Origin of the sequence: Streptomyces viridochromogenes DSM 40736 (genome assembly GCF_000158955.1) — a bacterium.
Taxonomy (GTDB): Bacteria; Actinomycetota; Actinomycetes; order Streptomycetales; family Streptomycetaceae; genus Streptomyces; species Streptomyces venetus.
On record NZ_GG657757.1, the window covers coordinates 3,147,658 to 3,170,824 of the forward strand.

A 23,167-nucleotide genomic window follows, 5' to 3' on the forward strand; every position below is an offset into this window, starting at 1 on the left:
GAGGTGCGGGGCCCTCATGGGTCCCCACCGCCCCACATGTCTCCCCGAGGAGTAACGACATGACCGCCCAGACCGACACCACGGGATCCGTCACCGCCGTCTACAAGGTGAGCGGAATGAGCTGCGGACACTGCGAGGGCGCCGTCTCCGGCGAGATCTCCCAGATCCCGGGCGTCAGTTCGGTGACGGCCGTCGCCTCGGCCGGCGAGGTCACCGTCGTCTCCGCGACCCCGCTCGACGACGAGGCCGTCCGCGCCGCCGTCGACGAGGCCGGCTTCGAGCTGGCGGGCAAGGCCTGAACGGCTGACCGGCGAGGTCCCAACCGGCTGACCGGCGAGGCCTGAGCCGACCGGAAACCCCCGCAGCCCGGGCCTGAGACCCGCCAGACCCGGCACTCGTACCGACGTACGGGCCGTACGCCGCCACCTCGGCCCGTACGGCCCGTTCCGCTTCCCGGGCGCGCCCACCTCCCGGAGCACGGACTGGAGTTCGGACATGACCAGCACCTCCGCCACCGCGCCGACGGACGGCGAGCCCGTGCTCGCCGAGGTCGAGCTGCTCATCGGCGGGATGACCTGCGCGTCCTGCGCGGCCCGCGTCGAGAAGAAGCTCAACCGCATGGACGGCGTCACCGCGACGGTGAACTACGCGACGGAGAAGGCCAGGGTCGCCTACCCCGCCGGCACCGAGGTCGCCGACCTGATCGCGACCGTGGTGAAGACCGGGTACACCGCGCAGGAGCCCGCGCCCGCGCGCGAGGAGGAGCCCGCCGCCGACGACGACCCGGAGCTGTCGGCGCTCCGCCGGCGCCTCGTCGTCTCGGCCGCCCTCGCCGTACCCGTCGTCCTGCTGGCGATGGTCCCCGCCCTCCAGTTCGACAACTGGCAGTGGCTCTCGCTCACGCTCGCCGCACCCGTCGTCGTCTGGGGCGGGCTGCCGTTCCACCGGGCGGCCTGGACCAACGCGCGGCACGGCGCCGCCACCATGGACACGCTGGTCTCCCTCGGCACGCTGGCCGCGTTCGGCTGGTCCCTCTGGGCCTTGTTCCTCGGCGACGCCGGCATGCCGGGCATGCGGCACCCCTTCGAACTCACGGTCACACGCGGCGACGGCGCCTCCTCGATCTACCTGGAAGTCGCCTCCGGCGTCACCGCGTTCATCCTGCTGGGCCGCTACCTGGAGGCCCGTTCCAAGCGCCGTGCCGGCGCGGCCCTCAAGGCGCTGATGGAACTGGGCGCCAAGGACGTGGCCGTGCTCCGCGACGGCCGCGAGGTGCGGATCCCGGCACAGCGGCTGGCCGTGGGCGACCGGTTCGTCGTACGGCCCGGGGAGAAGATCGCCACCGACGGCACGGTCGTCGAGGGGGTCTCGGCGGTGGACGCCTCGATGCTGACCGGCGAGTCGGTGCCGGTGGACGTGGCCGCCGGGGACTCGGTCACCGGCGCGACGGTCAACGCGGGCGGCCGGCTGGTAGTCGAGGCGACCCGGGTCGGCTCCGACACGCAGCTCGCGCGGATGGCGAAGCTGGTGGAGGACGCGCAGAACGGCAAGGCCGAGGTGCAGCGGCTGGCCGACCGGGTCGCCGGGATCTTCGTGCCGGTGGTCCTGCTGATCGCCGTCGCCACGGCCGGGGCGTGGCTCGGGCTGACCGGCGACGACGTCACCGCGTTCACCGCGGGCGTCGCGGTCCTGATCATCGCCTGCCCCTGCGCACTGGGGCTGGCCACACCGACGGCGCTGATGGTCGGCACGGGCCGCGGCGCCCAGCTCGGCATCCTCATCAAGGGCCCGGAGGTGCTGGAGTCCACGCGCCGGATCGACACGGTCGTCCTCGACAAGACGGGCACCGTCACCACCGGCCGGATGACCCTCCAGGAGGTGTACGTCGCCGAGGGCGCCGACGAGAAGCAGGTGCTGCGACTCGCGGGCGCCGTCGAACGCGCCTCCGAGCACCCCGTGGCGCGCGCGATCGCGCTGGGGCGCCGAGGAGAGGGCCGGACAGCTCCCGGAGGTCGAGGGCTTCGAGAACGTCCCCGGACGGGGCGTCCGCGGTCGCGTGGAGGGCCGTGAGGTCGCCGTGGGGCGGCTCTTCGACGAGGTGCCGCCGGAGCTGACCCGGGCGCGGGACGAGGCCGAGCGGGCAGGACGTACGGCCGTCCTGGCCGGCTGGGACGGGACCGCGCGGGCCGTCCTGTCCGTGGCCGACGCGGTCAGGGAGACCAGCGCCGAGGCGGTGCGCGAGCTGCGCGCGCTGGGGCTCACACCGGTCCTGCTGACCGGGGACAACAGGTCGGTGGCCGAGGCGGTGGCGAAGGCCGTGGGAATCGACCGCGTGGTGGCGGAGGTGCTGCCCGAGGACAAGGTCGACGCCGTACGGAAGTTGCAGGCCGAGGGGCGGGTCGTCGCCATGGTGGGCGACGGCGTCAACGACGCCGCCGCGCTCGCCACCGCCGACCTGGGCCTGGCCATGGGCACCGGCACGGACGCGGCGATCGAGGCGGGCGATCTGACGCTGGTCCGCGGTGACCTGCGGGTGGCCGCCGACGCGATCCGGCTGTCCCGGCGGACGCTGGGCACGATCAAGGGCAACCTCGTGTGGGCCTTCGGCTACAACGTGGCCGCGCTGCCGCTGGCCGCCGCGGGCCTGCTGAACCCCATGATCGCCGGGGCCGCGATGGCGTTCTCCTCGGTCTTCGTCGTCACGAACAGTCTGCGACTGCGGACATTCCGGTGAAGTCCCCTGAATTCGGCCTAAGTTCACGGCGAACCTGATATGAGCCCCTCTGGAGTCCCGGGCCCGGCTCACATAAGCTCTTCACAAGGCGCGCGCATCATCCTTACGCTTGAGCCCCGGGCGGCATATCCGGGCTCTTGTACATCTAGCGGACATAAGCAAGAGACGCAGATCACAGTGATGTGAACGTAACCATCGAAGGGGTTCGAAGGTCTAAGTTGACGATGCCAGGCAACGTCTTGGGGGGCGCTACCTGGTATCTGGAGGTGTCTTGGGGGACTCCTCCGGGTGGGGGTACCTCCTGCTCGAACGAAGTTGAGAGCTTGGGGGAGCGTTGCCGGGACACGTGCACCGGGAAGCTTTGAGCGGCCCTCCCGGTTGTGCGCTGTCCCGGCAGACCGCACACCACCGAAGTACAGCGAGTTTTGCTCGTTGTGCTCACAGCGATTCAGGCGCTGTCTCACAGACGCCCGGCCGGATCCCGTGGGGGGAATCCGTACCGGGACTGGGAAGGCGCCCTGGCCGTCGGCCCGTGGGGGGACCGACGCTCGGGGCGCCTTCTTTTTCTCCGCGGCTTCTGTACAGCCAGGTACGCGAGAGCCCCCGCACCCGGAAACCGGATACGAGGGCTCGAGCGGTACGGCGCCTCAGCGCTCCTCGACGGGAACGAAGTCGCGCTCGACCACGCCCGTGTAGATCTGGCGCGGGCGGCCGATGCGGGAACCCGGCTCCTTGATCATCTCGTGCCACTGGGCGATCCAGCCCGGCAGCCGGCCGAGGGCGAACAGGACCGTGAACATCTCGGTCGGGAAGCCCATGGCCCGGTAGATCAGGCCGGTGTAGAAGTCGACGTTCGGGTAGAGGCTGCGCGAGACGAAGTAGTCGTCGGAGAGCGCGTGCTCCTCCAGCTTGAGCGCGATGTCCAGCAGCTCGTCGGACTTGCCGAGGGCGGACAGCACGTCGTGCGCGGCAGCCTTGATGATCTTGGCGCGCGGGTCGAAGTTCTTGTAGACCCGGTGGCCGAAGCCCATCAGGCGGACGCCGTCCTCCTTGTTCTTCACCTTGCGGATGAAGGAGTCGACGTCGCCGCCTGCGTCGCGGATGCCCTCCAGCATCTCCAGCACGGACTGGTTGGCGCCGCCGTGCAGCGGGCCCCAGAGCGCGTTGATGCCGGCCGAGATCGAGGCGAACATGTTCGCCTGCGAGGAGCCGACCAGGCGGACCGTGGAGGTCGAACAGTTCTGCTCGTGGTCCGCGTGCAGGATCAGCAGCTTGTCGAGGGCGGAGACCACGGTCGGGTCCAGCTCGTACTCCTGCGCGGGGACCGAGAAGGTCATCCGGAGGAAGTTCTCGACGTAGCCGAGGTCGTTGCGCGGGTAGACGAACGGGTGACCGATCGACTTCTTGTACGCGTACGCCGCGATCGTCGGGAGCTTGGCGAGCAGACGGATCGTGGAGAGGTTGCGCTGACGCTCGTCGAACGGGTTGTGGCTGTCCTGGTAGAAGGTGGACAGCGCCGAGACGACCGAGGACAGCATGGCCATCGGGTGGGCGTCGCGCGGGAACCCCTTGTAGAAGTTCTTGACGTCCTCGTGCAGCAGGGTGTGCTGCGTGATGTCGTTCTTGAACGTCGAGAGCTCGTCGACGCTCGGCAGCTCGCCGTTGATCAGCAGGTAGGCGACCTCCAGGAAGGTGGAGCGCTCGGCCAGCTGCTCGATCGGGTAGCCGCGGTAGCGCAGGATGCCCGCTTCGCCGTCCAGATAGGTGACGCCGGATTTGTAAGCGGCGGTGTTGCCGTAACCGCTGTCCAGCGTCACCAGACCGGTCTGGGCGCGGAGCTTGCCGATGTCGAAGCCCTTGTCACCGACGGTGCTGTCGATCACTGGGTAGGTGTACTCGTTGCCGTCGTACCGCAGTACTACAGAGTTGTCGCTCACGTCTTCCCTCACCGACGTTGTGCCTCATCTTCGAGGTGCCCTGACTGTCTCTACCATCCCCCACTCGGCTCAGGAGAGTGCACTCGGGGTCGACCATCGGGCCTATCGGCGGCACTGAGTGCCGTCAACTTGCTCATCCTGCCCCCTGTGTTCCCCATCTGGAAGTGCCTTGTGACCTTCACGACTCATTTGATCGATCATTTTTCTGCGAGGTGAGCCGGAAGTCGAGTGCCGTGCACCGACGGCCCGCCGACACCGTCCGCACCGCCTGGCCGATCGCCTTGCGCGAACCGACGAGGACGACCAGCTGTTTGGCCCGGGTGACGGCCGTGTACAGCAGGTTCCGCTGGAGCATCATCCAGGCGCCCGTGGTGACCGGGATGACGACCGCCGGGTACTCGCTGCCCTGGGAGCGGTGGATGGTCACGGCGTACGCGTGAGCCAGCTCGTCGAGCTCGTCGAACTCGTAGGGGACCTCCTCGTCCTCGTCCGTCAGCACCGTCAGGCGCTGGTCGACCGGGTCGAGCGAGGTGACCACGCCGACGGTGCCGTTGAAGACACCGTTCTTGCCCTTCTCGTAATTGTTGCGAATCTGGGTGACCTTGTCGCCGACCCGGAAAACCCGTCCGCCGAATCTCTTCTCGGGCAGGTCGGGCCGGCCCGGGGTGACGGCCTGTTGCAACAGGCCGTTGAGGGTGCCCGCGCCCGCCGGGCCCCGGTGCATGGGGGCGAGGACCTGCACGTCCCGGCGCGGGTCGAGGCCGAACCTTGCCGGGATACGACGGGCGGCCACGTCCACGGTGAGCCGGCCGGCCTCCTCGGTGTCGTCCTCGACGAACAGGAAGAAGTCCTTCATGCCGTCGGTGACCGGGTGCTGACCGGCGTTGATCCGGTGCGCGTTGGTCACCACGCCCGACTGCTGGGCCTGGCGGAAGACCCGGGTGAGACGCACGGCGGGAACGGGGCTGCCGTCGGCCAGGAGGTCGCGGAGGACCTCGCCCGCGCCCACGCTCGGCAGCTGGTCCACGTCACCGACGAAGAGCAGGTGAGCGCCCGGGGGCACCGCCTTGACCAGCTTGTTGGCGAGGAGCAGGTCCAGCATGGAGGCCTCGTCGACCACCACCAGGTCGGCGTCGAGCGGGTGGTCCCGGTCGTAGGCCGCGTCGCCGCCGGGCTTCAGCTCCAGCAGGCGGTGCACGGTGGAGGCCTCGGCGCCGGTGAGCTCGGAGAGCCGCTTGGCGGCCCGGCCGGTCGGGGCGGCGAGCACGACCTTGGCCTTCTTGGCGCGGGCCAGCTCCACGATCGAGCGGACGGTGAAGGACTTGCCGCAGCCGGGGCCGCCCGTGAGGACGGCGACCTTCTCGGTCAGCGCGAGCTGGACGGCGGCCTGTTGCTCGGGCGCGAGGTCGGCGCCCGTGCGCGTTCTGAGCCAGCCGAGGGCCTTGTCCCAGGCCACCGTCCCGAAGCCCGGCATCCGGTCCTCCCCGGTGCGCAGGAGGCGCAGCAGCTGGGCGGAGAGGGAGAGTTCGGCGCGGTGGAAGGGGACGAGGTAGATCGCGGTGACGGGCTCCCCGCCGTCCGGTCCCGGGACCTTCTCCCGCACCACCCCGGGGTCCTCGCCGTCCTCCGGGGGCTCGGCCAGCTCGGCGAGGCACTCGATGACCAGGCCGGTGTCGACCTGGAGGAGTTTCACCGCGTCCTTGATCAGCTGCTCCTCGGGGAGGAAGCAGTGGCCCTGGTCGGTGGACTGCGACAGCGCGTACTGCAGGCCGGCCTTGACCCGCTCGGGACTGTCGTGCGGGATGCCCACGCTCTGGGCGATCTTGTCGGCGGTGAGGAAGCCGATGCCCCAGACGTCGGCGGCGAGCCGGTAGGGCTGGTTCTTCACGACGGAGATGGAGGCGTCGCCGTACTTCTTGTAGATGCGCACCGCGATGGACGTGGACACCTCGACCGTCTGGAGGAAGAGCATGACCTCCTTGATGGCCTTCTGTTCCTCCCAGGCGTCGGCGATCTTCTTCGTCCGCTTGGGACCGAGGCCGGGGACCTCGATGAGCCGCTTGGGCTCCTCCTCGATGATCCGCAGCGTGTCCAGGCCGAAGTGCTGGGTGACGCGGTCGGCGAAGACCGGGCCGATGCCCTTGACCAGGCCGGAGCCGAGGTAGCGGCGGATGCCCTGGACGGTGGCCGGGAGGACGGTCGTGTAGTTCTCCACGTGGAACTGCTTGCCGTACTGGGGGTGGGACCCCCAGCGGCCCTCCATGCGCAGGGACTCCCCCACCTGCGCGCCGAGCAGCGCCCCGACGACCGTGAGCAGGTCGCCCCCGCCTCTGCCGGTGTCCACCCGGGCGACCGTGTAGCCGTTCTCCTCGTTGGCGTACGTGATCCGCTCGAGAACGCCTTCGAGCACGGCGAGCCGCCGCGGCTCTTCGGCGGAGGGGTTCGCCATGTGGTTGGGCATGATCCGACGGTACCGGTGGGGTAGGACACTCCGGTCAGCCCTTGATGTGGCCTTCCTTGACCGCGGTCACGAACACGGCCCAGCCACTTGTGGAGAACGCCAGGGTCGGACCGCCGGGGGTTTTGCTGTCGCGGACGGGGACGGCCGTGTGGCCGTGGGCTACTTCGACGCACTCCGCTTGGTCGCCGCCGCTGTAGCTGGACTTGTGCCAGCCGGCGATGCCGCTTTCAGTGGTGGCCATGCGCGTGTTCCTCCGCTGCCGCTCTGACGAGGGCCAGTGACTCCTGCTGCGACAACGCGTCGCTCAGGGCCAGAGAGTAAGCGGTCTGGCAGGCACTGACCAGGGCGGGATCGTCCATCAGGTTCCCGGTCTGGAAGCCCTCGACGTAGGCCACCGGAGCCGAGTCCTCGAAGGCCATGAGCGTGAGCAGACTCTGCATGAGCGCGTGCGCCCCGACCCCGTAGGGAACAACGTGCATGCGCAGCCGTCCCGATTCGGCCATGTCCGCAACCCGGTGCAACTGCTCTGCCATGACCTGCGGCCCGCCGACGCAACGCCGAAGAACCGCCTCGTCGAGCAGGGTCCAGACCACAGGCTTGGCGTCGAGGATCCGACGGCGCTCTGTTCGGATGACAACGAGCTCGTCAAGTTCCTCGGTCGTGTAGTTCGGGCGGTACGCGCTGAAGAGGGCGCGAGCGTAGTCGTCGGTCTGAAGCACCCCGGGTACCAGCGAGAGTGCGAACTGCTGGATCAACACCGCCAGTTGCTCCAGCTCAGCCACTGCCGCGAAGTGATCCGCGTACTTCGACTCCAGATCCTCCAGCCAGCGCGCGAAGAACCCGTCCGTCCCCAGGGCCCGGTCGATGCGCTGTGCGTCGTCCGGCTTGGGAAGCCGCCGCCCGGCCTCGAAGTGGCTGATCAACGTCGGCGAGCACACGACCTGTTCGCCCAGTTCCTCCTGGGTGAGGCGGGCGGCCGTCCGCCGGAGGCGAAGCTCCTCCCCGTACTTCTGGCGGGGTGTTCGAAGCGCGCGGCGTTCGTCCATGCGGCCAACTCCTCTTCCTGACAGGCGCGATGTCAAGCTCCAGCCCCTGGCAGCGTAGCCAGCGCCGACCCCACTCTGTGAGTGATTCAGCACAGAACGCAGTCACCGCAGGTGAGAACGGCAGGCAGAAGTGACAGACCGCATCGCCCGGCTCCTTGAGCCGATCCTCCGCATCCTGTTCCCTCCCCGGGGACGCCGACGGCGATCGCCGGCCCCACCACCGTGCCCACACACGTGCCCGGCTGCGGCCCGCCGTCCCGAGGAGCGCCCCCTGCGCGGCGAGGACAACAGGCTGGTCCGCCCGTACGTGCCGACGGAGGCGTGGGCATGACCGACGGAGGGCGCCTCCTGCCGTGGGCCGGCCCGGAGGGCAAGCCCTGTTACCTCGTGGGCGACGGGACGGGCTACGTCTCGCGTCTCGCGGACGACATCGAGGACCTGCAGCTCGGCATGGCGGGCGACCTGCTCGGCCATGCCGCCGAACTCCTCGCGGAACGCCGGGTGACGAGCGCCGAGCTGCGTTACCTGGCTCTGCGGCTCACCGAGTCGTTGCGGGATGTCACGCGGGTCGCGGAGAGCAGAGGGGCGCGGCTCAGAGCAGGAAGTCACTGATGCGGCGGCTCGTTCCGTCCGGGGCCGCGTGCGGCAGGGCGTGGTGGGAGACGTTCGGCAGGGTGGCCGTGGTGACGTGGGGCAGCAGTGTCCCGGCGCGGGCGGCCACCCTGGCGGGGTCGTGGGTCCGGCTGCGTTCGGCGAGGAGGACGAGGACCGGCAGGTCCAGGGCGCGCAGCGCACCCTGCTTGGGGCGCGGTCCCACCACCGGCCGCACGGCGGGGAAACCGGCGGCGGCCTCCTGGAGGGCGAGCCAGTCGGGGTCGAGGGGTGCGCCCCCGGTCTCCCACTCCAGGAAGGTCCTCACCTTGCGGGGCGTGGGCCGCATCAGCATCCGCACGGCGTGCAGCCCGTAGGTCGTCTTCAGCTTGGCGAAGCACTGGGTCGGGTCGAGCAGGACCAGGCGGCGTACCCGGTGGGGGGCGCGCAGGGCGTACTGGAGCGCGATCCAGGCGCCGTACGAGTGCCCGCCCAGGTCGGTCTCCGCGAGGCCGAGGCCCTTGAGGAGGGCGTCCAGCCAGGTCACGAGGTCGGCCGTGGTGCGGGGGTGGCGGCCGGGGGCCGGGGTGCTGCGGCCCGGGGCGCCGATCAGGTCGACGGCGTACAGCCGGTGGGCGTGGGACAGTTCGGCGGCCTGCCGGTACCAGGACGCGGAGGTGGGGCTTCCGCCGCCCGGCAGCAGGAGGAGCGGGGGTCCGTCGGCCGGGCCGCAGATGTTGACGTGCGTCGCGCCGAAGGGCGTGGGCACGGTCGCGGTCTCCCGCGTTGTCGGCCACTTGGCCATGACCCTGTCGTAGGCGGCCAGGAAGCCGTCCATGTCGTACGTGTCGCGAGCGCTCATGAACCAGGACCTCTATTATCTCGGCCAGCAAGATACTTGTTGAGCGAGATGCTAGGGGAGGCGCCCCGTGTCCGACCAGGAGTACGAAGAGGCCGGGCAGGGGCCCGAGATGGAGATCGTCCATCTGCTGCGCGCGGTGGTCGTCGACCTGGGCCGGCACAGCGCCCGGTTCGCCCAGCGCAACGGCATGCACCCCACCGACGTGCGGGCGCTGATCGTCCTGATGGACGCCGCCCGCGCGGGGAAGGACACCAGCGCCGGGCAACTCGGTGCCGCGCTCGGGCTGAACTCGGCGGGGACCACGGCGTTGGTCGACCGGCTGGAGCGGGCCGGGCACGTGCGGCGGGTGCGGAGCGAGCGGGACCGTCGCAAGGTCACCATCGAGGTGGACGAGCGCGCGATCGCCCTCGGCCTGCAGCACTTCGGCCCGTTGATCGACCGGGCAGTGGGTCTGTTGCGCGAGTACGACGAACGCGAACTGGCCGCGATCAAAGGCTTTCTGACGGGAATGCAGGAAGCCGCGACCCAGGAGGGCGAGCGGGCGGACGGCCATTGATCAACGCGAGCGGTCTTCGTACCCTCTCCCGGTGGAACATGACGACCTTCCGGCTCTCGAACTCGCCTTTCCCGGTCCGGAGCGCGATCGTGGCGTCGCGGCGATCCTGAACGGCCGCAAGACCGCGCTCACGGGTCTGCTGGAGATCTACGAGCACGCCGGGGAGGCCGTGCCGCGTCTCGTCGTCGCCGAGCGCTTTCGGGTGGTCGAGCGGGACGACCCGCGCAGCCGGTGATCATGTCGGAGGCGCTGGCCGTCCTGCGGCGCCACCGCCGGGCGCTGGGCGGCTTCACGCTCGTCGTGTCCGCGCTGACGGCCGTGCTCGGCTGCGCGATCGTGGGCGGGGGATTCGCGGCGACCTGGGACGCCTTCGAGGCTGTCCGGGAGTATGCGGACCGCAACATCGCCAACGAGGACTCCTACGTGGCCTACGCCGACGGCGGCCTGGACCCGTTGGTGCGGGTCGGTGCCGTGGTGATGCTGCTGCTGTTCGTCCTGGCCCTCCTCGTCGTCTCCGTCCTGCACACCGCGTACGCCGTCGCCGACTCCCACGCCGGGCGCGACGACGGACCGCTGACCACCCGCGAGTTGTGGCGGCGCACCCGCCCGCGTCTTCCCGCCGCCCTCGCGGTCAACGCGCTGACCGGGCTCGCCGTGGGCGCCGTGGAGCTCGCGGCCCTGGTGTGGTGGAGCCTCGTCGAGGGCCACATGGTGCCCGGTGTCGAGCCCACGCCAGTGGGCGGGACCGCGTCCCCGCAGTACACGCTGGTGGGATGGGTGCTGCCGATCGCCGTCGGGTGCCTCGGCCCGCTGCTGTACTTCCGCCTCTCGGGGGCCACCGCCGAGTCGGTGCTGGAGCGACGTTCCCCGTTCGTGGCGTTGCACCGCTCCTGGGTGCTGACCCGCCGGGCACGCCAGCGCACGTTCGGCGTGGGCACGCTGGTCACGGTGGGCGCGGTGCTCGTCTTCTGGCTCGCCCGGTACGCGGCGGCTCCCCTGGCGCACTACGCCGGGCTCGGCATGCTGTGGCTCAGCGACGACAACGTGTGGATCACGGGCGTGCTGGTGAAGATCCTGCCGACCGCCGTGGCCCTGCTTCTGCTGCCCCCGGTGGTCATGCCGCTGGTGTGCGCGGTGGTCGCCCGCCTTCACGGGGACCTCAGAGAACAACAGCCGGCCGGACCGACCACGGCTGACACCCCGACAGGAGCGGAGCGGAGCCGATGACCGCGCAGCACCACCCCGTCGACCACGAACTCATCCAGGCCGCCACGCACGTCGCCGAGACCCGCTGCCGGGGCGACCACCACACCGTGGCGGCCGCGGCCCGTGCCCGGGACGGGCGGATCGTCACCGCGGTGAACGTCTACCACTTCACGGGAGGGCCCTGCGCCGAGCTGGCCCTCATCGGCGCGGTGGCCGCCCAGGGCGTGTACGAACTGGACACGATCGTCGCCGTGGGCGACCGGGGCCGCGGGGTCGTCCCGCCGTGCGGCCGCTGCCGGCAGGTCCTCCTGGACTACTTCCCGGACGTCAAGGTCATCGTCGGCACGGACGGCCGTCCCCGTACGGTGCCCATCACGGAACTGCTGCCCGTGAGTTACGTCTGGGGGGACCACGCCGCGACCGAATGACCGGCAGCCTCACTTCCTCCAGAACAGGTGGTGCGTCACCCCGCTCGGGCTGGGCACCACATCGCGATGGAAGCGGTCGAGCAGGTCCTCGGGCGACTCCCAGAGCCGTGAACCGGACCCGAGCTTCACCCCCGGCGAGACCGCCACGTGCAGTGTGTCGACCAGGTCGGCGTCGAGGAACTGCCGGATGACGGTGGCACCGCCGCCGAGCCGTACGTCCTTGCCCTGCGCGGCCTCCCGTGCCAGTGCCAGGACCTCGGCCGGGGTGCCGCCGACGAAGTGGAACGTGGTGTCGGAGAGGGTGAACGACGGACGCTCGTGGTGGGTCATGACGAACACCGGCGTGTGGAACGGGGGCTCGTCGCCCCACCAGCCCTGCCACTCGTGGTCCTGCCAGGGGCCGCGCTGGGGGCTGAACTTGTTGCGGCCCATGATCTCGGCGCCGATGTTGTGGTGGAAGTCGCGCACCAGGTAGTCGTCGAGGCCGCGGCTCCCGCCCGGGTCGGTGCGGTTGGGCCAGCTCGCCGTGGCCCCGGCCCACGCGAACATCGTCGCGGGGTCGGCGTGGCCGAACGGCCGCTCCAGGCTCTGGCCCTCACCGGCACCGAATCCGTCACTCGAGACGTTGAAGTTCTGCACGCGCAGTAGCTGGGGCACGGGGTTCCTCCTGTGGTCGATGAGGGGTAGGACCGCTCCGGGCGGCAGAACTCATCGGCGTCCCGGGCATCCCGTCGCCGACGGCTCAGCGGGCCTGGGCCGCCACGACGTGGTCGAGCACCTGCCGGAAGTCCCCGGTCTGCGAGAACTCCACGAACTCGCTGTCCTCCAGGGCCACCGGGACATGACCGGGCGCCCAGTAGTAGGCCTGCCCCGCCTCGTACTCCTCCTCGCCGGAGGGCGTCCGCATCCTGATCCGGCCCTTCAGCAGACAGCCCCAGTGCGGGCACGGGCACGCGTCGTCGGGCAGGCCCTTGAGGGCCGGGCCCATGTCCGTGCCCTGGGGCAGGCTGATGTAGCTGACCGACATACCATCGCCGATCGGCATGTTGCGCACCTCTACGCCGTCGCCTCCGAGTGCGACGGGTACGTCGTCACGGGTCGCCGCCGTCATGGCTCCTCCACTCGCCCGGGAAACCGCCCGCCGAAACGGACCTCCTCCTTCCACCGTGGACCGCCGGGGAGCCCCCCGCGACATCACGATCCGGTTTCGAGGTGCCGCCGGGGTCTTGATTTACCGCCGTGTAATCGATTCCATCCACCCGTCGATGTAATCGATTCCACGGAGTCCGGGACGGGCTCCGGTTCCGCAAGACGGAGTCCGGGACGGGCTCCGTTTCCACAAGGAGGTGGAGCGGCGATGGCGAGCATCAAGGACGTCGCTGCCGAGGCGGGCGTCTCCGTCGCCACGGTCTCGCGCGTCCTGAACGACCACCCGTCGGTCAGCGCCGAGGCACGCGCACGCGTGCTGGCCGCCGTCGAGGCCCTGGGCTACCGCCCGAACGCCGTCGCCCGCTCCCTGCGCACCGACCAGACCCACACCCTCGGCCTGGTCATCAGCGACGTGCTGAACCCGTACTTCACCGAACTGGCCCGCTCCGTCGAGGAGGAGGCCCGCGCGCTCGGCTACAGCGTGATCATCGGCAACGCCGACGAGCGGCCCGACCTCCAGGACCACCACGTACGGAACCTGCTGGACCGGCGGATCGACGGGCTGCTCGTCTCCCCCACGGACGGCGGCTCGCCGCTGATGCTGGACGCCGCGCGGGCCGGGACGCCCATGGTGTTCGTGGACCGGTGGATCCCGGGTGTGGACGTGCCCGTGGTGCGGTCGGACGGGCGGGCCGCCGTGCGGGACCTCGTGGCGCACCTGCACGGGCTCGGGCACCGGCGGGTCGCGATCATCGCCGGGCCGGCGGCGACCACGACCGGCCGGGAGCGTGTGGACGCCTTCCGGGACGCGCTCGCCGCGTTCGGACTCGAACTGCCCGACGTCTACATAGGGCAGGGCGACTTCCAGGCCGAGAGCGGGCGACGGGTCACCGAGGGGTTCCTCGACCTGGCCGAGCCGCCCGAGGCCGTGTTCGCCGCCGACAACCTGATGGCGCTCGGCGCGCTGGACGCCGTACGCGCGCGTGGCCTGCGCGTGCCGGACGACATCGCGCTGGCCGCGTTCGACGACATCCCGTGGTTCGTGCACACCGATCCGCCGGTCACCGCGATCGCCCAGCCGACGGGCGAGCTGGGGCGGGCCGCCGTGCGCGCGCTGGTCGACCGGATCGAAGGGCGGCCCGGCGAGTCCGTCACCCTCCCCGCCCGGCTCGTCGTACGCCGCTCGTGCGGCGAGAACCCCACCCAAGTGCAAAGGAGCACGACGTGAGCAACGCGGACGAGTTGCTGCGCATCGAGGGCATACGGAAGACCTTCCCGGGCGTGGTCGCGCTGGACGGCGTCGACTTCGACCTGCGCCGGGGCGAGGTGCACGTCCTGCTCGGTGAGAACGGTGCCGGCAAGAGCACGCTGATCAAGATGCTCTCCGGCGCCTACACGCCCGATGCCGGGCGGATCCTGGTGGGCGGCGAGGAGACGCGCATCCAGGGTGCGCAGGACTCCGAGCGGCTCGGGATCGCCACCATCTACCAGGAGTTCAACCTGGTGCCCGATCTGACGGTCGCCGAGAACATCTTCCTCGGGCGGCAGCCGCGCCGCTTCGGCATGATCGACCGCAAGCGGATGGAGGCCGACGCCGAGGTCCTGCTGAAGCGGGTCGGTGTGAACGTGTCGCCCCGCGCGCGGGTCCGGGAACTCGGCATCGCGCGTCTGCAGATGGTCGAGATCGCCAAGGCGCTCAGCCTCGACGCGCGCGTGCTGATCATGGACGAGCCGACCGCCGTGCTGACCTCCGAGGAGATCGAGAAGCTCTTCGCGATCGTGCGCACGCTGCGCGAGGACGGCGTCGGGATCGTGTTCATCACCCATCACCTGGATGAGATCGCCGCCCTGGGCGACCGGGTGACGGTCATCCGGGACGGCAGGAGCGTCGGACAGGTCCCGGCCTCCACCTCCGAGGACGAGCTCGTACGGCTCATGGTGGGGCGGTCGATCGAGCAGCAGTACCCGCGCGAACGGGCCGACCGGGGCGCCGCGTTGCTCACCGTCGAAGGGCTGACCCGGGACGGTGTCTTCCACGACGTCGGCTTCGAGGTGCACGCCGGTGAGGTCGTCGGCATCGCGGGGCTGGTCGGCGCGGGCCGTACCGAGGTCGTACGGGCCGTGTTCGGGGCGGACCCCTACGACAAGGGGGCCGTGAAGGTCTCCGGCGCCCCGGTCGCCAAGCACGACGTCAACGCGGCGATGACCGCGGGCATCGGCCTCATCCCCGAGGACCGCAAGGGCCAGGGCCTGGTGCTGGACGCGTCGGTCGAGGAGAACCTCGGGCTGGTGACGCTGCGCTCGGCCACCCGCGCGGGGCTCGTCGACCTCAAGGGCCGGCGCGAGGCCGCCGAGCGGATCGCGCGGCAGCTGGGCGTGCGGATGGCGGGCCTCGGCCAGCATGTGCGCACCCTGTCCGGCGGCAACCAGCAGAAGGTCGTCATCGGCAAGTGGCTGCTCGCCGACACCAAGGTGCTGATCCTCGACGAGCCGACGCGCGGGATCGACGTCGGCGCCAAGGTCGAGATCTACCAGCTCATCAACGAACTCACCGCGGCCGGCGCCGCCGTCCTGATGATCTCCAGCGATCTGCCCGAGGTGCTCGGCATGAGCGACCGGGTGCTGGTGATGGCCCAGGGGCGGATCGCGGGCGAACTCTCCGCCGACGAGGCGACCCAGGACGCCGTGATGGCGCTCGCCGTAAGCAACCCCAGCACTGACAAGGAGGCCTCCCGTGGCCACTGACACGCTCAAGAGCACGACGGGCGCGGGAGCCGCCTCAGGGGGCCTGCGCCGCCTGCTGCTCGACAACGGAGCGCTCACCGCGCTCATCGTCCTCGTCGTCGCGATGTCGGTGCTGTCCGGCGACTTCCTGACGACCGACAACCTCCTCAACGTCGGCGTGCAGGCGGCCGTCACCGCCGTCCTCGCCTTCGGCGTCACCTTCGTGATCGTCTCGGCGGGCATCGACCTGTCGGTCGGCTCGGTCGCCGCGCTGTCGGCCACCGTGCTCGCGTGGAGCGCCACGTCGGCGGGTGTCCCGGTGTTCGCCGCGGTCCTGCTGGCGATAGCGACCGGCGTCGCGTGCGGCCTGATCAACGGCATCCTGATCTCCTACGGCAAGCTGCCGCCGTTCATCGCGACGCTGGCCATGCTGTCCGTCGCGCGCGGTCTGTCCCTGGTGATCTCGGAGGGCTCGCCGATCGCCCTGCCCGGCTCGGTCTCGCACCTCGGGGACACGCTCGGCGGCTGGCTGCCGGTGCCGGTGCTCGTGATGATCGTGATGGGGCTCATCGCCGCGTTCGTGCTCGGCCGGACCTACATCGGCCGCTCGATGTACGCGATCGGCGGCAACGAGGAGGCCGCACGGCTGTCCGGCCTGCGCGTCAAGCGGCAGAAGCTCGCCATCTACGCCTTCTCCGGCGTCTTCGCCGCCGTCGCGGGTGTCGTGCTCGCCGCCCGCCTCTCCTCCGCGCAGCCCCAGGCCGCCGACGGCTACGAGCTGGACGCGATCGCCGCGGTCGTCATCGGCGGGGCGTCCCTGGCCGGCGGTACCGGCAAGGCGTCCGGCACCCTGATCGGCGCGCTGATCCTGGCCGTGCTGCGCAACGGGCTGAACCTGCTGAACGTGTCGGCGTTCTGGCAGCAGGTCGTCATCGGTGTCGTCATCGCGCTGGCGGTGCTGTTCGACACGCTGCGGCGCAAGGCGGGGGCGACCCCGGGGGCCGCCGGGGCTTCTCAGGGGGGCAAGGGCAGGCAGGCGGCGACCTACGGGCTCGCGGCCGTCGTCACCGTCGCGATCGTGGGCGCCACGTCGTTCCTGCACAACGGTTCCTCCGCCACGAGCAGCCCGAAGATGGGCCTGTCGCTGTCCACCCTCAACAACCCCTTCTTCGTGCAGATCCGGGCGGGCGCCCAGGCCGAGGCGAAGAAGCTGGGCGTGGACCTGACCGTCACGGACGCCCAGAACGACGCCTCCCAGCAGGCCAACCAGCTGCAGAACTTCACCACCTCCGGCCTCGGCGCGATCATCGTCAACCCGGTCGACTCGGACGCCGCGAGCAACTCGGTGAAGGCCGCCGGCAAGGCGGACATCCCGGTCGTCGCCGTGGACCGTGTCGTCAACAACGCCAAGCTGGACACGCTGGTCGCCTCCGACAACGTCGCCGGCGGCGAGCTCGCCGCGAAGTCGATCGCCGAGAAGCTCGGCGGCAAGGGCGAGATCGTGATCCTCCAGGGCCAGGCGGGCACCTCCGCGGCCCGGGAGCGCGCGCAGGGCTTCGCGAACGGCCTCAAGGCCTACCCGGGCATCAAGGTCGTGGCCCAGCAGCCCGCGGACTTCGACCGCACCAAGGGCCTCGACGTGATGTCGAACCTGCTCCAGGCCCACCCGGACGTGCGGGGTGTCATCGCCGCCAACGACGAGATGGCGCTCGGCGCGATCAAGGCCCTGGGTTCCAAGGCGGGGAAGTCGGTCCCGGTGGTCGGCTTCGACGGCACGCCTGACGGACTGAAGGCGGTCGAGGGCGGCACGCTGTACGCGTCGGTGGCGCAGCAGCCGTCCCAGCTCGGGAAGATCGCCGTGGACAACGCGCTGCGGGCGCTGCAGGGCAAGAAGGTCGAGGAGACCGTGAAGGTGCCGGTGAAGGTGGTCACCAAGGAGAACGTGGCCGGCTTCAGCGGCTGACATCGGGGAACGGCCGGGCGGTCACACACAGCCGGTGGGACCGCCCGGCCATGTCACTCACGTGGGGAGACAACTCATGTACGACTACGACCTCCTGGTCGTGGGGTCGGCCAACGCCGACCTGGTGATCGGTGTCGAGCGCCGGCCCGGTGCCGGCGAGACCGTGCTCGGCTCCGACCTGGCCGTCCACCCGGGCGGCAAGGGCGCCAACCAGGCGGTCGCGGCCGCCCGGCTCGGGGCCCGTACGGCACTGCTGGCGCGGGTCGGCGACGACGCGCACGGCAGGCTGCTGCTGGACTCGCAGCGGGAGTCCGGCGTGGACACGGTGGGTGTCCTGGTGGGCGGTGCGCCGACCGGGGTCGCGCTGATCACGGTCGACCCGTCCGGGGACAACAGCATCGTGGTCTCGCCGGGTGCGAACGGCCGGCTGGCCCCGGAGGACGTGAGCGCGGCCGCGTGCCTGTTCCAGAGCTCCCGGGTGGTCTCGGCGCAGCTGGAGATCCCGCTGGAGACGGTGGTGGAGGTCGTGCGGACCCTGGCGCCGGACAGCCGCTTCGTCCTGAACCCCTCGCCGCCGCGGCCCCTGCCCGGGGAGGTGCTGGCGGCCTGCGACCCGCTGATCGTCAACGAGCACGAGGCGAAGGTGATCCTCGGCGCGTCGGCCGTGGGGGACAGCCCCGAGGACTGGGCGCGCATACTGCTCGCGAAGGGCCCTCGGTCCGTGGTGGTGACCCTGGGCGGGGAGGGCGCGCTGGTGGCCTCCGCGGAGGGGGTCTCCCGGGTTCCGTCGGTGAAGGTGGACGCCGTGGACACGACCGGCGCGGGCGACGCGTTCACCGCCGCGCTGGCCTTCCGGCTGGGGGCGGGCGAGTCCCTGGCGGAGGCGGCCGCGTACGCGTCGCGGGTCGGGGCGGTGACCGTGACGAAGGAGGGCGCGCAGGCGTCCTTCCCTACGGCGGCGGAGGTCGCCGAGGCATGAAGAGGACCGGAATACTGAACCGTCATCTCGCCGGTGCGCTGGCCGAACTCGGCCACGGGGACAGGGTGCTGGTGTGCGACGCGGGCATGCCCATCCCCGACGGGCCCCGGGTGGTGGACCTGGCCTTCCGGGCCGGGGTGCCGGCGTTCGCCGAGGTGCTGGACGGGCTGCTGGCCGAGCTGGTGGTCGAGGGGGCGACGGCGGCGGCCGAGGTGCAGGAGGCCAATCCGGAGGCGTCGGAGCTGCTGAAGGCGCATTTCCCCGGGGTGGACCTCGTCCCGCACGAGCGGCTCAAGGAGCTGTCGGCCGGGGCCCGGCTGGTGGTCCGCACGGGCGAGGCACGGCCGTACGCGAACGTGCTGCTCAGGTGCGGGGTCTTCTTCTGATCCCCTGAACGGTTTCGAGGGGGCCCGGTCCGTCGACCGGGCCCCCTCGGCTTTTCCCCTCCCGTCAAGAACTCCCCGCGATCCCCCCAGATCCCCTCCCAGAAGTCCTGACACCCACTACGACCCTCAGGGGACGGAAAGGGTTGCACGGTGGCGTAAGAAATTCTTGCGGAGCCCCGTCCTGCGGCGGCGTACGCTGAGTTTCATGGTGCTTTATCAGGCCAAGAACGGACATACAGGGCAGGAAACTCCGAAGGATCCGAGCCTCCCCGTGTTCGTCGACTCCACCGGTCGCCGTGCTCGGAACCTGCGGCGCATCGGCTACGGGCTGGCCGCCTGCGCAGCCACGTACATGGCGGTCCTGGGGCTGAGTCTGATGGGAGCGACACCCTTCGCGCCGGGGGCGCTCCTGCCCGGCGACATGGCCGGGCCCGCCGCACCGGGCCCCCGCATCCCGGGCGGGACGCCCCAGGCACCTGGCCCGCCACCGGCGTCGAACGGCTCGGAGCCCGGTCATCCTTCGGCGGGCGGTCCCAGCTCCCTGATCGGTCCGCCCCTCGTCTCCTCCCTGGTGCCGGGAAACCCACCGGCGGGTGCACCGGCCTCCCCCGGCCCGCCGGAACCAGGGGCACCGGCGTCCCAGGCCCCGCCCTCACCGGCGCAGCCCCCGGCCTCCGACGCCCCTGCCGCTCCCGCACCCGGCACAGGCACACCTCCTGCCTCGCCTCCGCCCACCAGCGCCCCGTCCACCCCGCCGGCGCCTGAACCCCCGGCGCAGACGCCGCCACCCGCCCCCCAGCCCTCAGGGCCGGCGAGCGGCCCCTCGGGTTCCGGTGCCGCGACCACGCCCCCGTCCTCCGCCCCTTCGGTGGTCGAGGCTCCCTGATGCGGCGCCGCCCTCCCCGGTCAACCGACCGCTCGCCGAGGCCGCCCGGTCCGCGGCGGACGCGAGCACCCCTGTCGGCGCGGCACCGCTTCCGCCTCCTCGTCCCACTCGTCCTGCTGGCCTTCGTCGCCTCGGTCCTCCTCGTCGAGGGGTACACCACCCGGGGCTTCGCCGGGGACCAGGAAGGGCGCGGCGGACGACCGGCCACCGACGTCCCCCGCAGGGTCGTCGACGGCGGCCCGATCGTCGACACCACCGGCGATCACCTGCGGAGCTTCCGCACCCCGGACAAGACCGTGGTCCTGACCTTCGACGACGGCCCCGACCCGACCTGGACGCCCCGCGTCCGGGCCGTACTCGACCGCTACCGGACGCCCGGCACCTTCTTCGTCACCGGGCAGCAGACCGCCCGGCACCCGGGCATCCTGCGCAGCCTGATCCGCTCCGGCCACGAGATCGGCGTGCACACCTTCTCCCATCCGGACCTGGCCGAGCGGTCCGCGAGCGACATCGACCGCGAACTGGCGCTGACCCAACTCGCCCTGGCGGGAGCCGCGGGCGTCAACACGTCGCTGATGCGGATGCCCTACTCCTCGACCACCACCGCCCTCGACGACGCGTCGTGGTCCGTGGCCCGGCGCCTCGGCGACAAGGGCTACGTCACGGCGTTCATCGACCAGGACACCAACGACTGGCGGAAGCCCGGCGCCCGGGCGATCGCCGACGCGGCCACTCCGCACCCGCCGGGCAGGGGCGCGGTCGTCCTGCTGCACGACGCGGGCGGAGACCGGTCGCAGACCGTCGAAGCCCTCGAGATCCTGATCCCCCGGCTCAAGGCCCAGGGCTATCGCTTCGCCACCGTCGCCGATGTCGTCGGCTCCGACCGTCTCACCAGCCCCGTCGGCACGGCGCGTCTGTGGCAGGGCCGCGTCTTCGTGACCGCCGTCGCCGTGTCGGGGGCGGCGGTGTCGGTCGTCAGCGTGCTGCTGCTGGTGGTGGGGTCGCTCGTCCTCGCACGGTGCGTGGTCCTGATCGTCCTGGCCCGCCGGCACGCCCGCCGCCACCGGCGCCGCGAGACCGGCCCCCGCCGGACCGTCACCCGGCCCGTCAGCGTCGTCGTACCGGCCTACAACGAGAGGCTGTGCATCCCCAAGACGCTCCGCTCCCTCGCCGCGAGCGACCATCCCGTCGAGATCATCGTGGTGGACGACGGATCCCAGGACGACACCGCCGACCTCGCGGAGTCACTGGCCCTGGAGAACGTCACCGTCGTCCGCCGGCCCAACGGCGGCAAACCCTCCGCCCTCAACACCGGCGTCCTGCGCGCCTCCCACGACCTCGTCGTCATGCTGGACGCCGACACCGTCTTCGCCCCCTCCACGGTCGGCCGCCTCGTGCAGCCGTTCGCCGACCCCCGGGTCGGTGCCGTCGCGGGCAACGCCAAGGTCGGCAACCGCCGGGGTCTGCTCGGCCGGTGGCAGCACATCGAGTACGTCATGGGCTTCAACCTCGACCGCCGCATGTACGACCTGCTGCACTGCCTGCCCACCATCCCCGGTGCCGTGGGGGCGTTCCGCGTCGAGGCGCTGCGGGACGCCGGGATGATGAGCGCGGACACCCTCGCCGAGGACACCGACATCACCATGGCCCTGCACCGGGCCGGGTGGGAGATCAGCTACGCGCCGGACGCCCTCGCCTGGACCGAGGCACCGGCCTCGCTGCGGGAACTGTGGCGCCAGCGCTACCGGTGGAGCTACGGCACGATCCAGGCCGCGTGGAAGCACCGTCACGCGCTGCTCGAACGTGGCCCGGCGGGCCGCTTCGGCCGCGTCGGCCTGCCCCTGCTGGCCGTGTTCCAGATCCTCACGCCCCTGCTCGCCCCGCTGATCGACATACTGGCCGTCTACGGCCTGGTGTTCGGCAACCCGCTCACCACCGTGCTGGCGTGGAGCGGGGTGCTGGCGGTGCAGGCCCTCTGCGCCGCGTACGCCTTCCACCTCGACGGCGAGAGCCTGCGGCCCCTGTGGGCGCTCCCCTTCCAGCAGATCGTCTACCGCCAGGTGATGTACCTGGTCCTCGTCCAGGCGTGCCTGACCGCGATCAACGGCTACCGGCTGCCCTGGCAGCGGCTCAAGCGCAGCGGGGACGTGGTGCTGCCGCCCCAGCCCTCCACACGCCGGACGTGAGCGAGCCGCGGTCGATCGTACGAACGGGTTGAGTTGCCTGCTCAAGGGCCCGTCGGCCTTCCTCCTGGGCGGTTTTCCACTCACGCTGTGATCATGAAAACTCCACGATTGCACTCTATGCACCGATCCGTCGCGCACTCGGCCGGTGCGGCCCTCATCATCCTCGGAGCGGTCCTGACCTCCGCCGCGCCCGTCGCCGCCCAGACCGCCCCGGGTGCGGACCTGCACGACGGCAAGGCTTCTTCGTGCCAGACGAGCCGCACGGAGCGGCAGGGCCTCGATGACATCGTCTGGTCTCTGCTGCTCGGGCCGCAGAGCGCCACGACGGTCGAGACCCGGTGCGAGGACGCGGTGACGGTGCAGCAGGACGCGGTGACGACGCAGCCGGACGGGGCGCGAGGCGTTCTCGGTCCCGTGTTGGGCCCCTGACCTCAGCTCACCGGGCAGGCCAGGGCGCCGGACGCCGGGCGTTCTGGTCGCCCGGCCGTTTTCCCCCTGATCCCTGGACGCGGCGGGTCAGCACACGCGTGACACCGCCGTCGTCCTCCACGACGTCCCGGACGTGCTCGAACCCGGTCCTGCCCAGCAGGCGCAGCGACGCGGTGTTCCGCGCGTCCACGGTGGCGTGCACCTCGGTGAGCGCGAGCGCCTTGAAGCCGTAGGCCACGAGCGCCTCCGCCAGCTCCGTACCGAGCCCGCCGCCCCAGGCCTCGGGCGCCAGCGCGTAGACGATCTCGTGACCGTCCACCGTGTCGGTCCGCTTGATCTCCGCGTGCCCGACCAGGAGCCCGCCGCGCCGGACCGCCCACACCTCGAACAGCTCCCGCGCGTACACCTTGCTGAAGATCCGCCCGAACAGGGCCCGGTCCTCCGCCTCGGAAGCCGTCCCGGTCCCCATCCACCGGGACACCCTCGGGTCCTGGAAGAGCGCGACGAAGTCCTCCTCGTCCGCCGGGGTGTAGGCGTCCAGGAGCAGGCGCGGGGTGCGCAGAGTCGGGGGCACGCCGGGGACGCTACCCATGGGGGGCCCGGGCGGCAATCGACTTCCGGGCAGCCTCCGCACCGTCGAGGAC

21 protein-coding genes and 1 pseudogene are annotated in these 23,167 nt (G+C 71.2%); 14 read left to right on the forward strand and 8 right to left on the reverse strand.

Features of this window, described 5'->3' with window-relative positions; translation table 11 throughout:
- The first annotated feature begins 59 nt into the window (after positions 1-59).
- Both SSQG_RS13750 and SSQG_RS13755 read left to right on the forward strand, forming a co-directional pair.
- Positions 60-299, forward strand: coding sequence for a heavy-metal-associated domain-containing protein (locus SSQG_RS13750; RefSeq protein ID WP_003990374.1), 240 nt, complete (start codon positions 60-62; stop codon positions 297-299).
- 196 nt (positions 300-495) lie between these two features.
- Positions 496-2,734, forward strand: a pseudogene (locus SSQG_RS13755) (heavy metal translocating P-type ATPase).
- Between the two features lie 647 nt (positions 2,735-3,381).
- Here the strand turns inward: SSQG_RS13755 and SSQG_RS13760 are convergent.
- The 4 genes from SSQG_RS13760 to SSQG_RS13775 all read right to left on the reverse strand — a co-directional run bounded on the left by SSQG_RS13760 (position 3,382) and on the right by SSQG_RS13775 (position 8,178).
- Entirely contained in the window at positions 3,382-4,671 is a 1,290-nt protein-coding gene (locus tag SSQG_RS13760; protein ID WP_003990377.1) for a citrate synthase, read from the reverse strand.
- Positions 4,672-4,849: 178 nt separating this feature from the next.
- Positions 4,850-7,132 (reverse strand): SF1B family DNA helicase RecD2, encoded by a 2,283-nt coding sequence (recD2, locus tag SSQG_RS13765; RefSeq protein WP_039932651.1) that lies wholly within the window; start codon positions 7,130-7,132, stop codon positions 4,850-4,852.
- A 34-nt stretch (positions 7,133-7,166) separates the two neighbouring features.
- Positions 7,167-7,373: a DUF397 domain-containing protein gene (locus SSQG_RS13770; protein ID WP_003990379.1), complete on the reverse strand. Its 207-nt coding sequence runs from the start codon at positions 7,371-7,373 to the stop codon at positions 7,167-7,169.
- A complete protein-coding gene (locus SSQG_RS13775) occupies positions 7,360-8,178 on the reverse strand; it encodes a helix-turn-helix domain-containing protein (RefSeq protein ID WP_003990380.1) in 819 nt (272 codons plus the stop codon). The genes SSQG_RS13770 and SSQG_RS13775 overlap by 14 nt, the downstream gene beginning before the upstream one ends.
- Before the next feature lie 327 nt (positions 8,179-8,505).
- Between SSQG_RS13775 and SSQG_RS13780 the strand changes: the two genes are divergently transcribed.
- Positions 8,506-8,790, forward strand: a complete 285-nt coding sequence (locus tag SSQG_RS13780; RefSeq protein ID WP_003990381.1) for a hypothetical protein — start codon at positions 8,506-8,508, stop codon at positions 8,788-8,790.
- Here the strand turns inward: SSQG_RS13780 and SSQG_RS13785 are convergent.
- Positions 8,771-9,631: an alpha/beta fold hydrolase gene (locus tag SSQG_RS13785; RefSeq protein ID WP_003990382.1), complete on the reverse strand. Its 861-nt coding sequence runs from the start codon at positions 9,629-9,631 to the stop codon at positions 8,771-8,773. The two genes, SSQG_RS13780 and SSQG_RS13785, sit on opposite strands and share 20 nt — an antisense overlap.
- Before the next feature lie 109 nt (positions 9,632-9,740).
- Here SSQG_RS13785 and SSQG_RS13790 point away from each other — a divergent pair, with 109 nt between their 5' ends.
- The 4 genes from SSQG_RS13790 to SSQG_RS13805 are packed head-to-tail and all read left to right on the forward strand — an operon-like array spanning position 9,741 to position 11,821.
- Positions 9,741-10,187, forward strand: coding sequence for a MarR family winged helix-turn-helix transcriptional regulator (locus tag SSQG_RS13790; protein WP_052310447.1), 447 nt, complete (start codon positions 9,741-9,743; stop codon positions 10,185-10,187).
- Positions 10,188-10,218: 31 nt separating this feature from the next.
- Positions 10,219-10,422, forward strand: a complete 204-nt coding sequence (locus SSQG_RS40320; protein WP_003990384.1) for a hypothetical protein — start codon at positions 10,219-10,221, stop codon at positions 10,420-10,422.
- 2 nt (positions 10,423-10,424) lie between these two features.
- A complete protein-coding gene (locus tag SSQG_RS13800) occupies positions 10,425-11,414 on the forward strand; it encodes a hypothetical protein (protein ID WP_208865643.1) in 990 nt (329 codons plus the stop codon).
- Positions 11,411-11,821 (forward strand): cytidine deaminase family protein, encoded by a 411-nt coding sequence (locus SSQG_RS13805; protein ID WP_003990386.1) that lies wholly within the window; start codon positions 11,411-11,413, stop codon positions 11,819-11,821. Before SSQG_RS13800 ends, SSQG_RS13805 begins: the two co-directional genes overlap by 4 nt.
- Positions 11,822-11,830: 9 nt before the next feature.
- On the opposite strand, the gene SSQG_RS13810 is transcribed toward SSQG_RS13805, so the two are convergent.
- Positions 11,831-12,478 carry a dihydrofolate reductase family protein gene (locus SSQG_RS13810; protein ID WP_003990387.1) on the reverse strand — a complete coding sequence of 216 codons (648 nt, stop codon included), beginning with the start codon at positions 12,476-12,478 and terminating at the stop codon, positions 11,831-11,833.
- An 85-nt stretch (positions 12,479-12,563) separates the two neighbouring features.
- Positions 12,564-12,932, reverse strand: a complete 369-nt coding sequence (locus tag SSQG_RS13815; protein WP_003990388.1) for a hypothetical protein — start codon at positions 12,930-12,932, stop codon at positions 12,564-12,566.
- Positions 12,933-13,178: 246 nt separating this feature from the next.
- On the opposite strand from SSQG_RS13815, the gene SSQG_RS13820 reads away from it, so the two are divergent.
- From SSQG_RS13820 to SSQG_RS13850, 7 genes are all read left to right on the forward strand, one after another.
- Positions 13,179-14,198, forward strand: coding sequence for a LacI family DNA-binding transcriptional regulator (locus SSQG_RS13820; RefSeq protein ID WP_003990389.1), 1,020 nt, complete (start codon positions 13,179-13,181; stop codon positions 14,196-14,198).
- Complete coding sequence (locus SSQG_RS13825) at positions 14,195-15,715, forward strand: sugar ABC transporter ATP-binding protein (RefSeq protein ID WP_039932653.1); 1,521 nt, start codon at positions 14,195-14,197, stop codon at positions 15,713-15,715. Before SSQG_RS13820 ends, SSQG_RS13825 begins: the two co-directional genes overlap by 4 nt.
- On the forward strand, positions 15,705-17,657 hold the full coding sequence (locus tag SSQG_RS13830; protein WP_003990391.1) for a substrate-binding domain-containing protein: 1,953 nt from the start codon (positions 15,705-15,707) through the stop codon (positions 17,655-17,657). Before SSQG_RS13825 ends, SSQG_RS13830 begins: the two co-directional genes overlap by 11 nt.
- Before the next feature lie 76 nt (positions 17,658-17,733).
- Complete coding sequence (locus SSQG_RS13835) at positions 17,734-18,636, forward strand: ribokinase (protein ID WP_003990392.1); 903 nt, start codon at positions 17,734-17,736, stop codon at positions 18,634-18,636.
- Positions 18,633-19,022 carry a D-ribose pyranase gene (gene rbsD / locus SSQG_RS13840; protein WP_003990393.1) on the forward strand — a complete coding sequence of 130 codons (390 nt, stop codon included), beginning with the start codon at positions 18,633-18,635 and terminating at the stop codon, positions 19,020-19,022. The genes SSQG_RS13835 and rbsD overlap by 4 nt, the downstream gene beginning before the upstream one ends.
- Before the next feature lie 885 nt (positions 19,023-19,907).
- A complete protein-coding gene (locus SSQG_RS13845; protein WP_003990395.1) occupies positions 19,908-22,094 on the forward strand; it encodes a bifunctional polysaccharide deacetylase/glycosyltransferase family 2 protein in 2,187 nt (728 codons plus the stop codon).
- Between the two features lie 117 nt (positions 22,095-22,211).
- A complete protein-coding gene (locus SSQG_RS13850; protein ID WP_039932656.1) occupies positions 22,212-22,523 on the forward strand; it encodes a hypothetical protein in 312 nt (103 codons plus the stop codon).
- A gap of 7 nt (positions 22,524-22,530) precedes the next feature.
- Here SSQG_RS13850 and SSQG_RS13855 read toward each other — a convergent pair whose 3' ends face one another.
- Complete coding sequence (locus SSQG_RS13855) at positions 22,531-23,097, reverse strand: GNAT family N-acetyltransferase (protein WP_039935049.1); 567 nt, start codon at positions 23,095-23,097, stop codon at positions 22,531-22,533.
- Between the last annotated feature and the right edge of the window lie 70 nt (positions 23,098-23,167).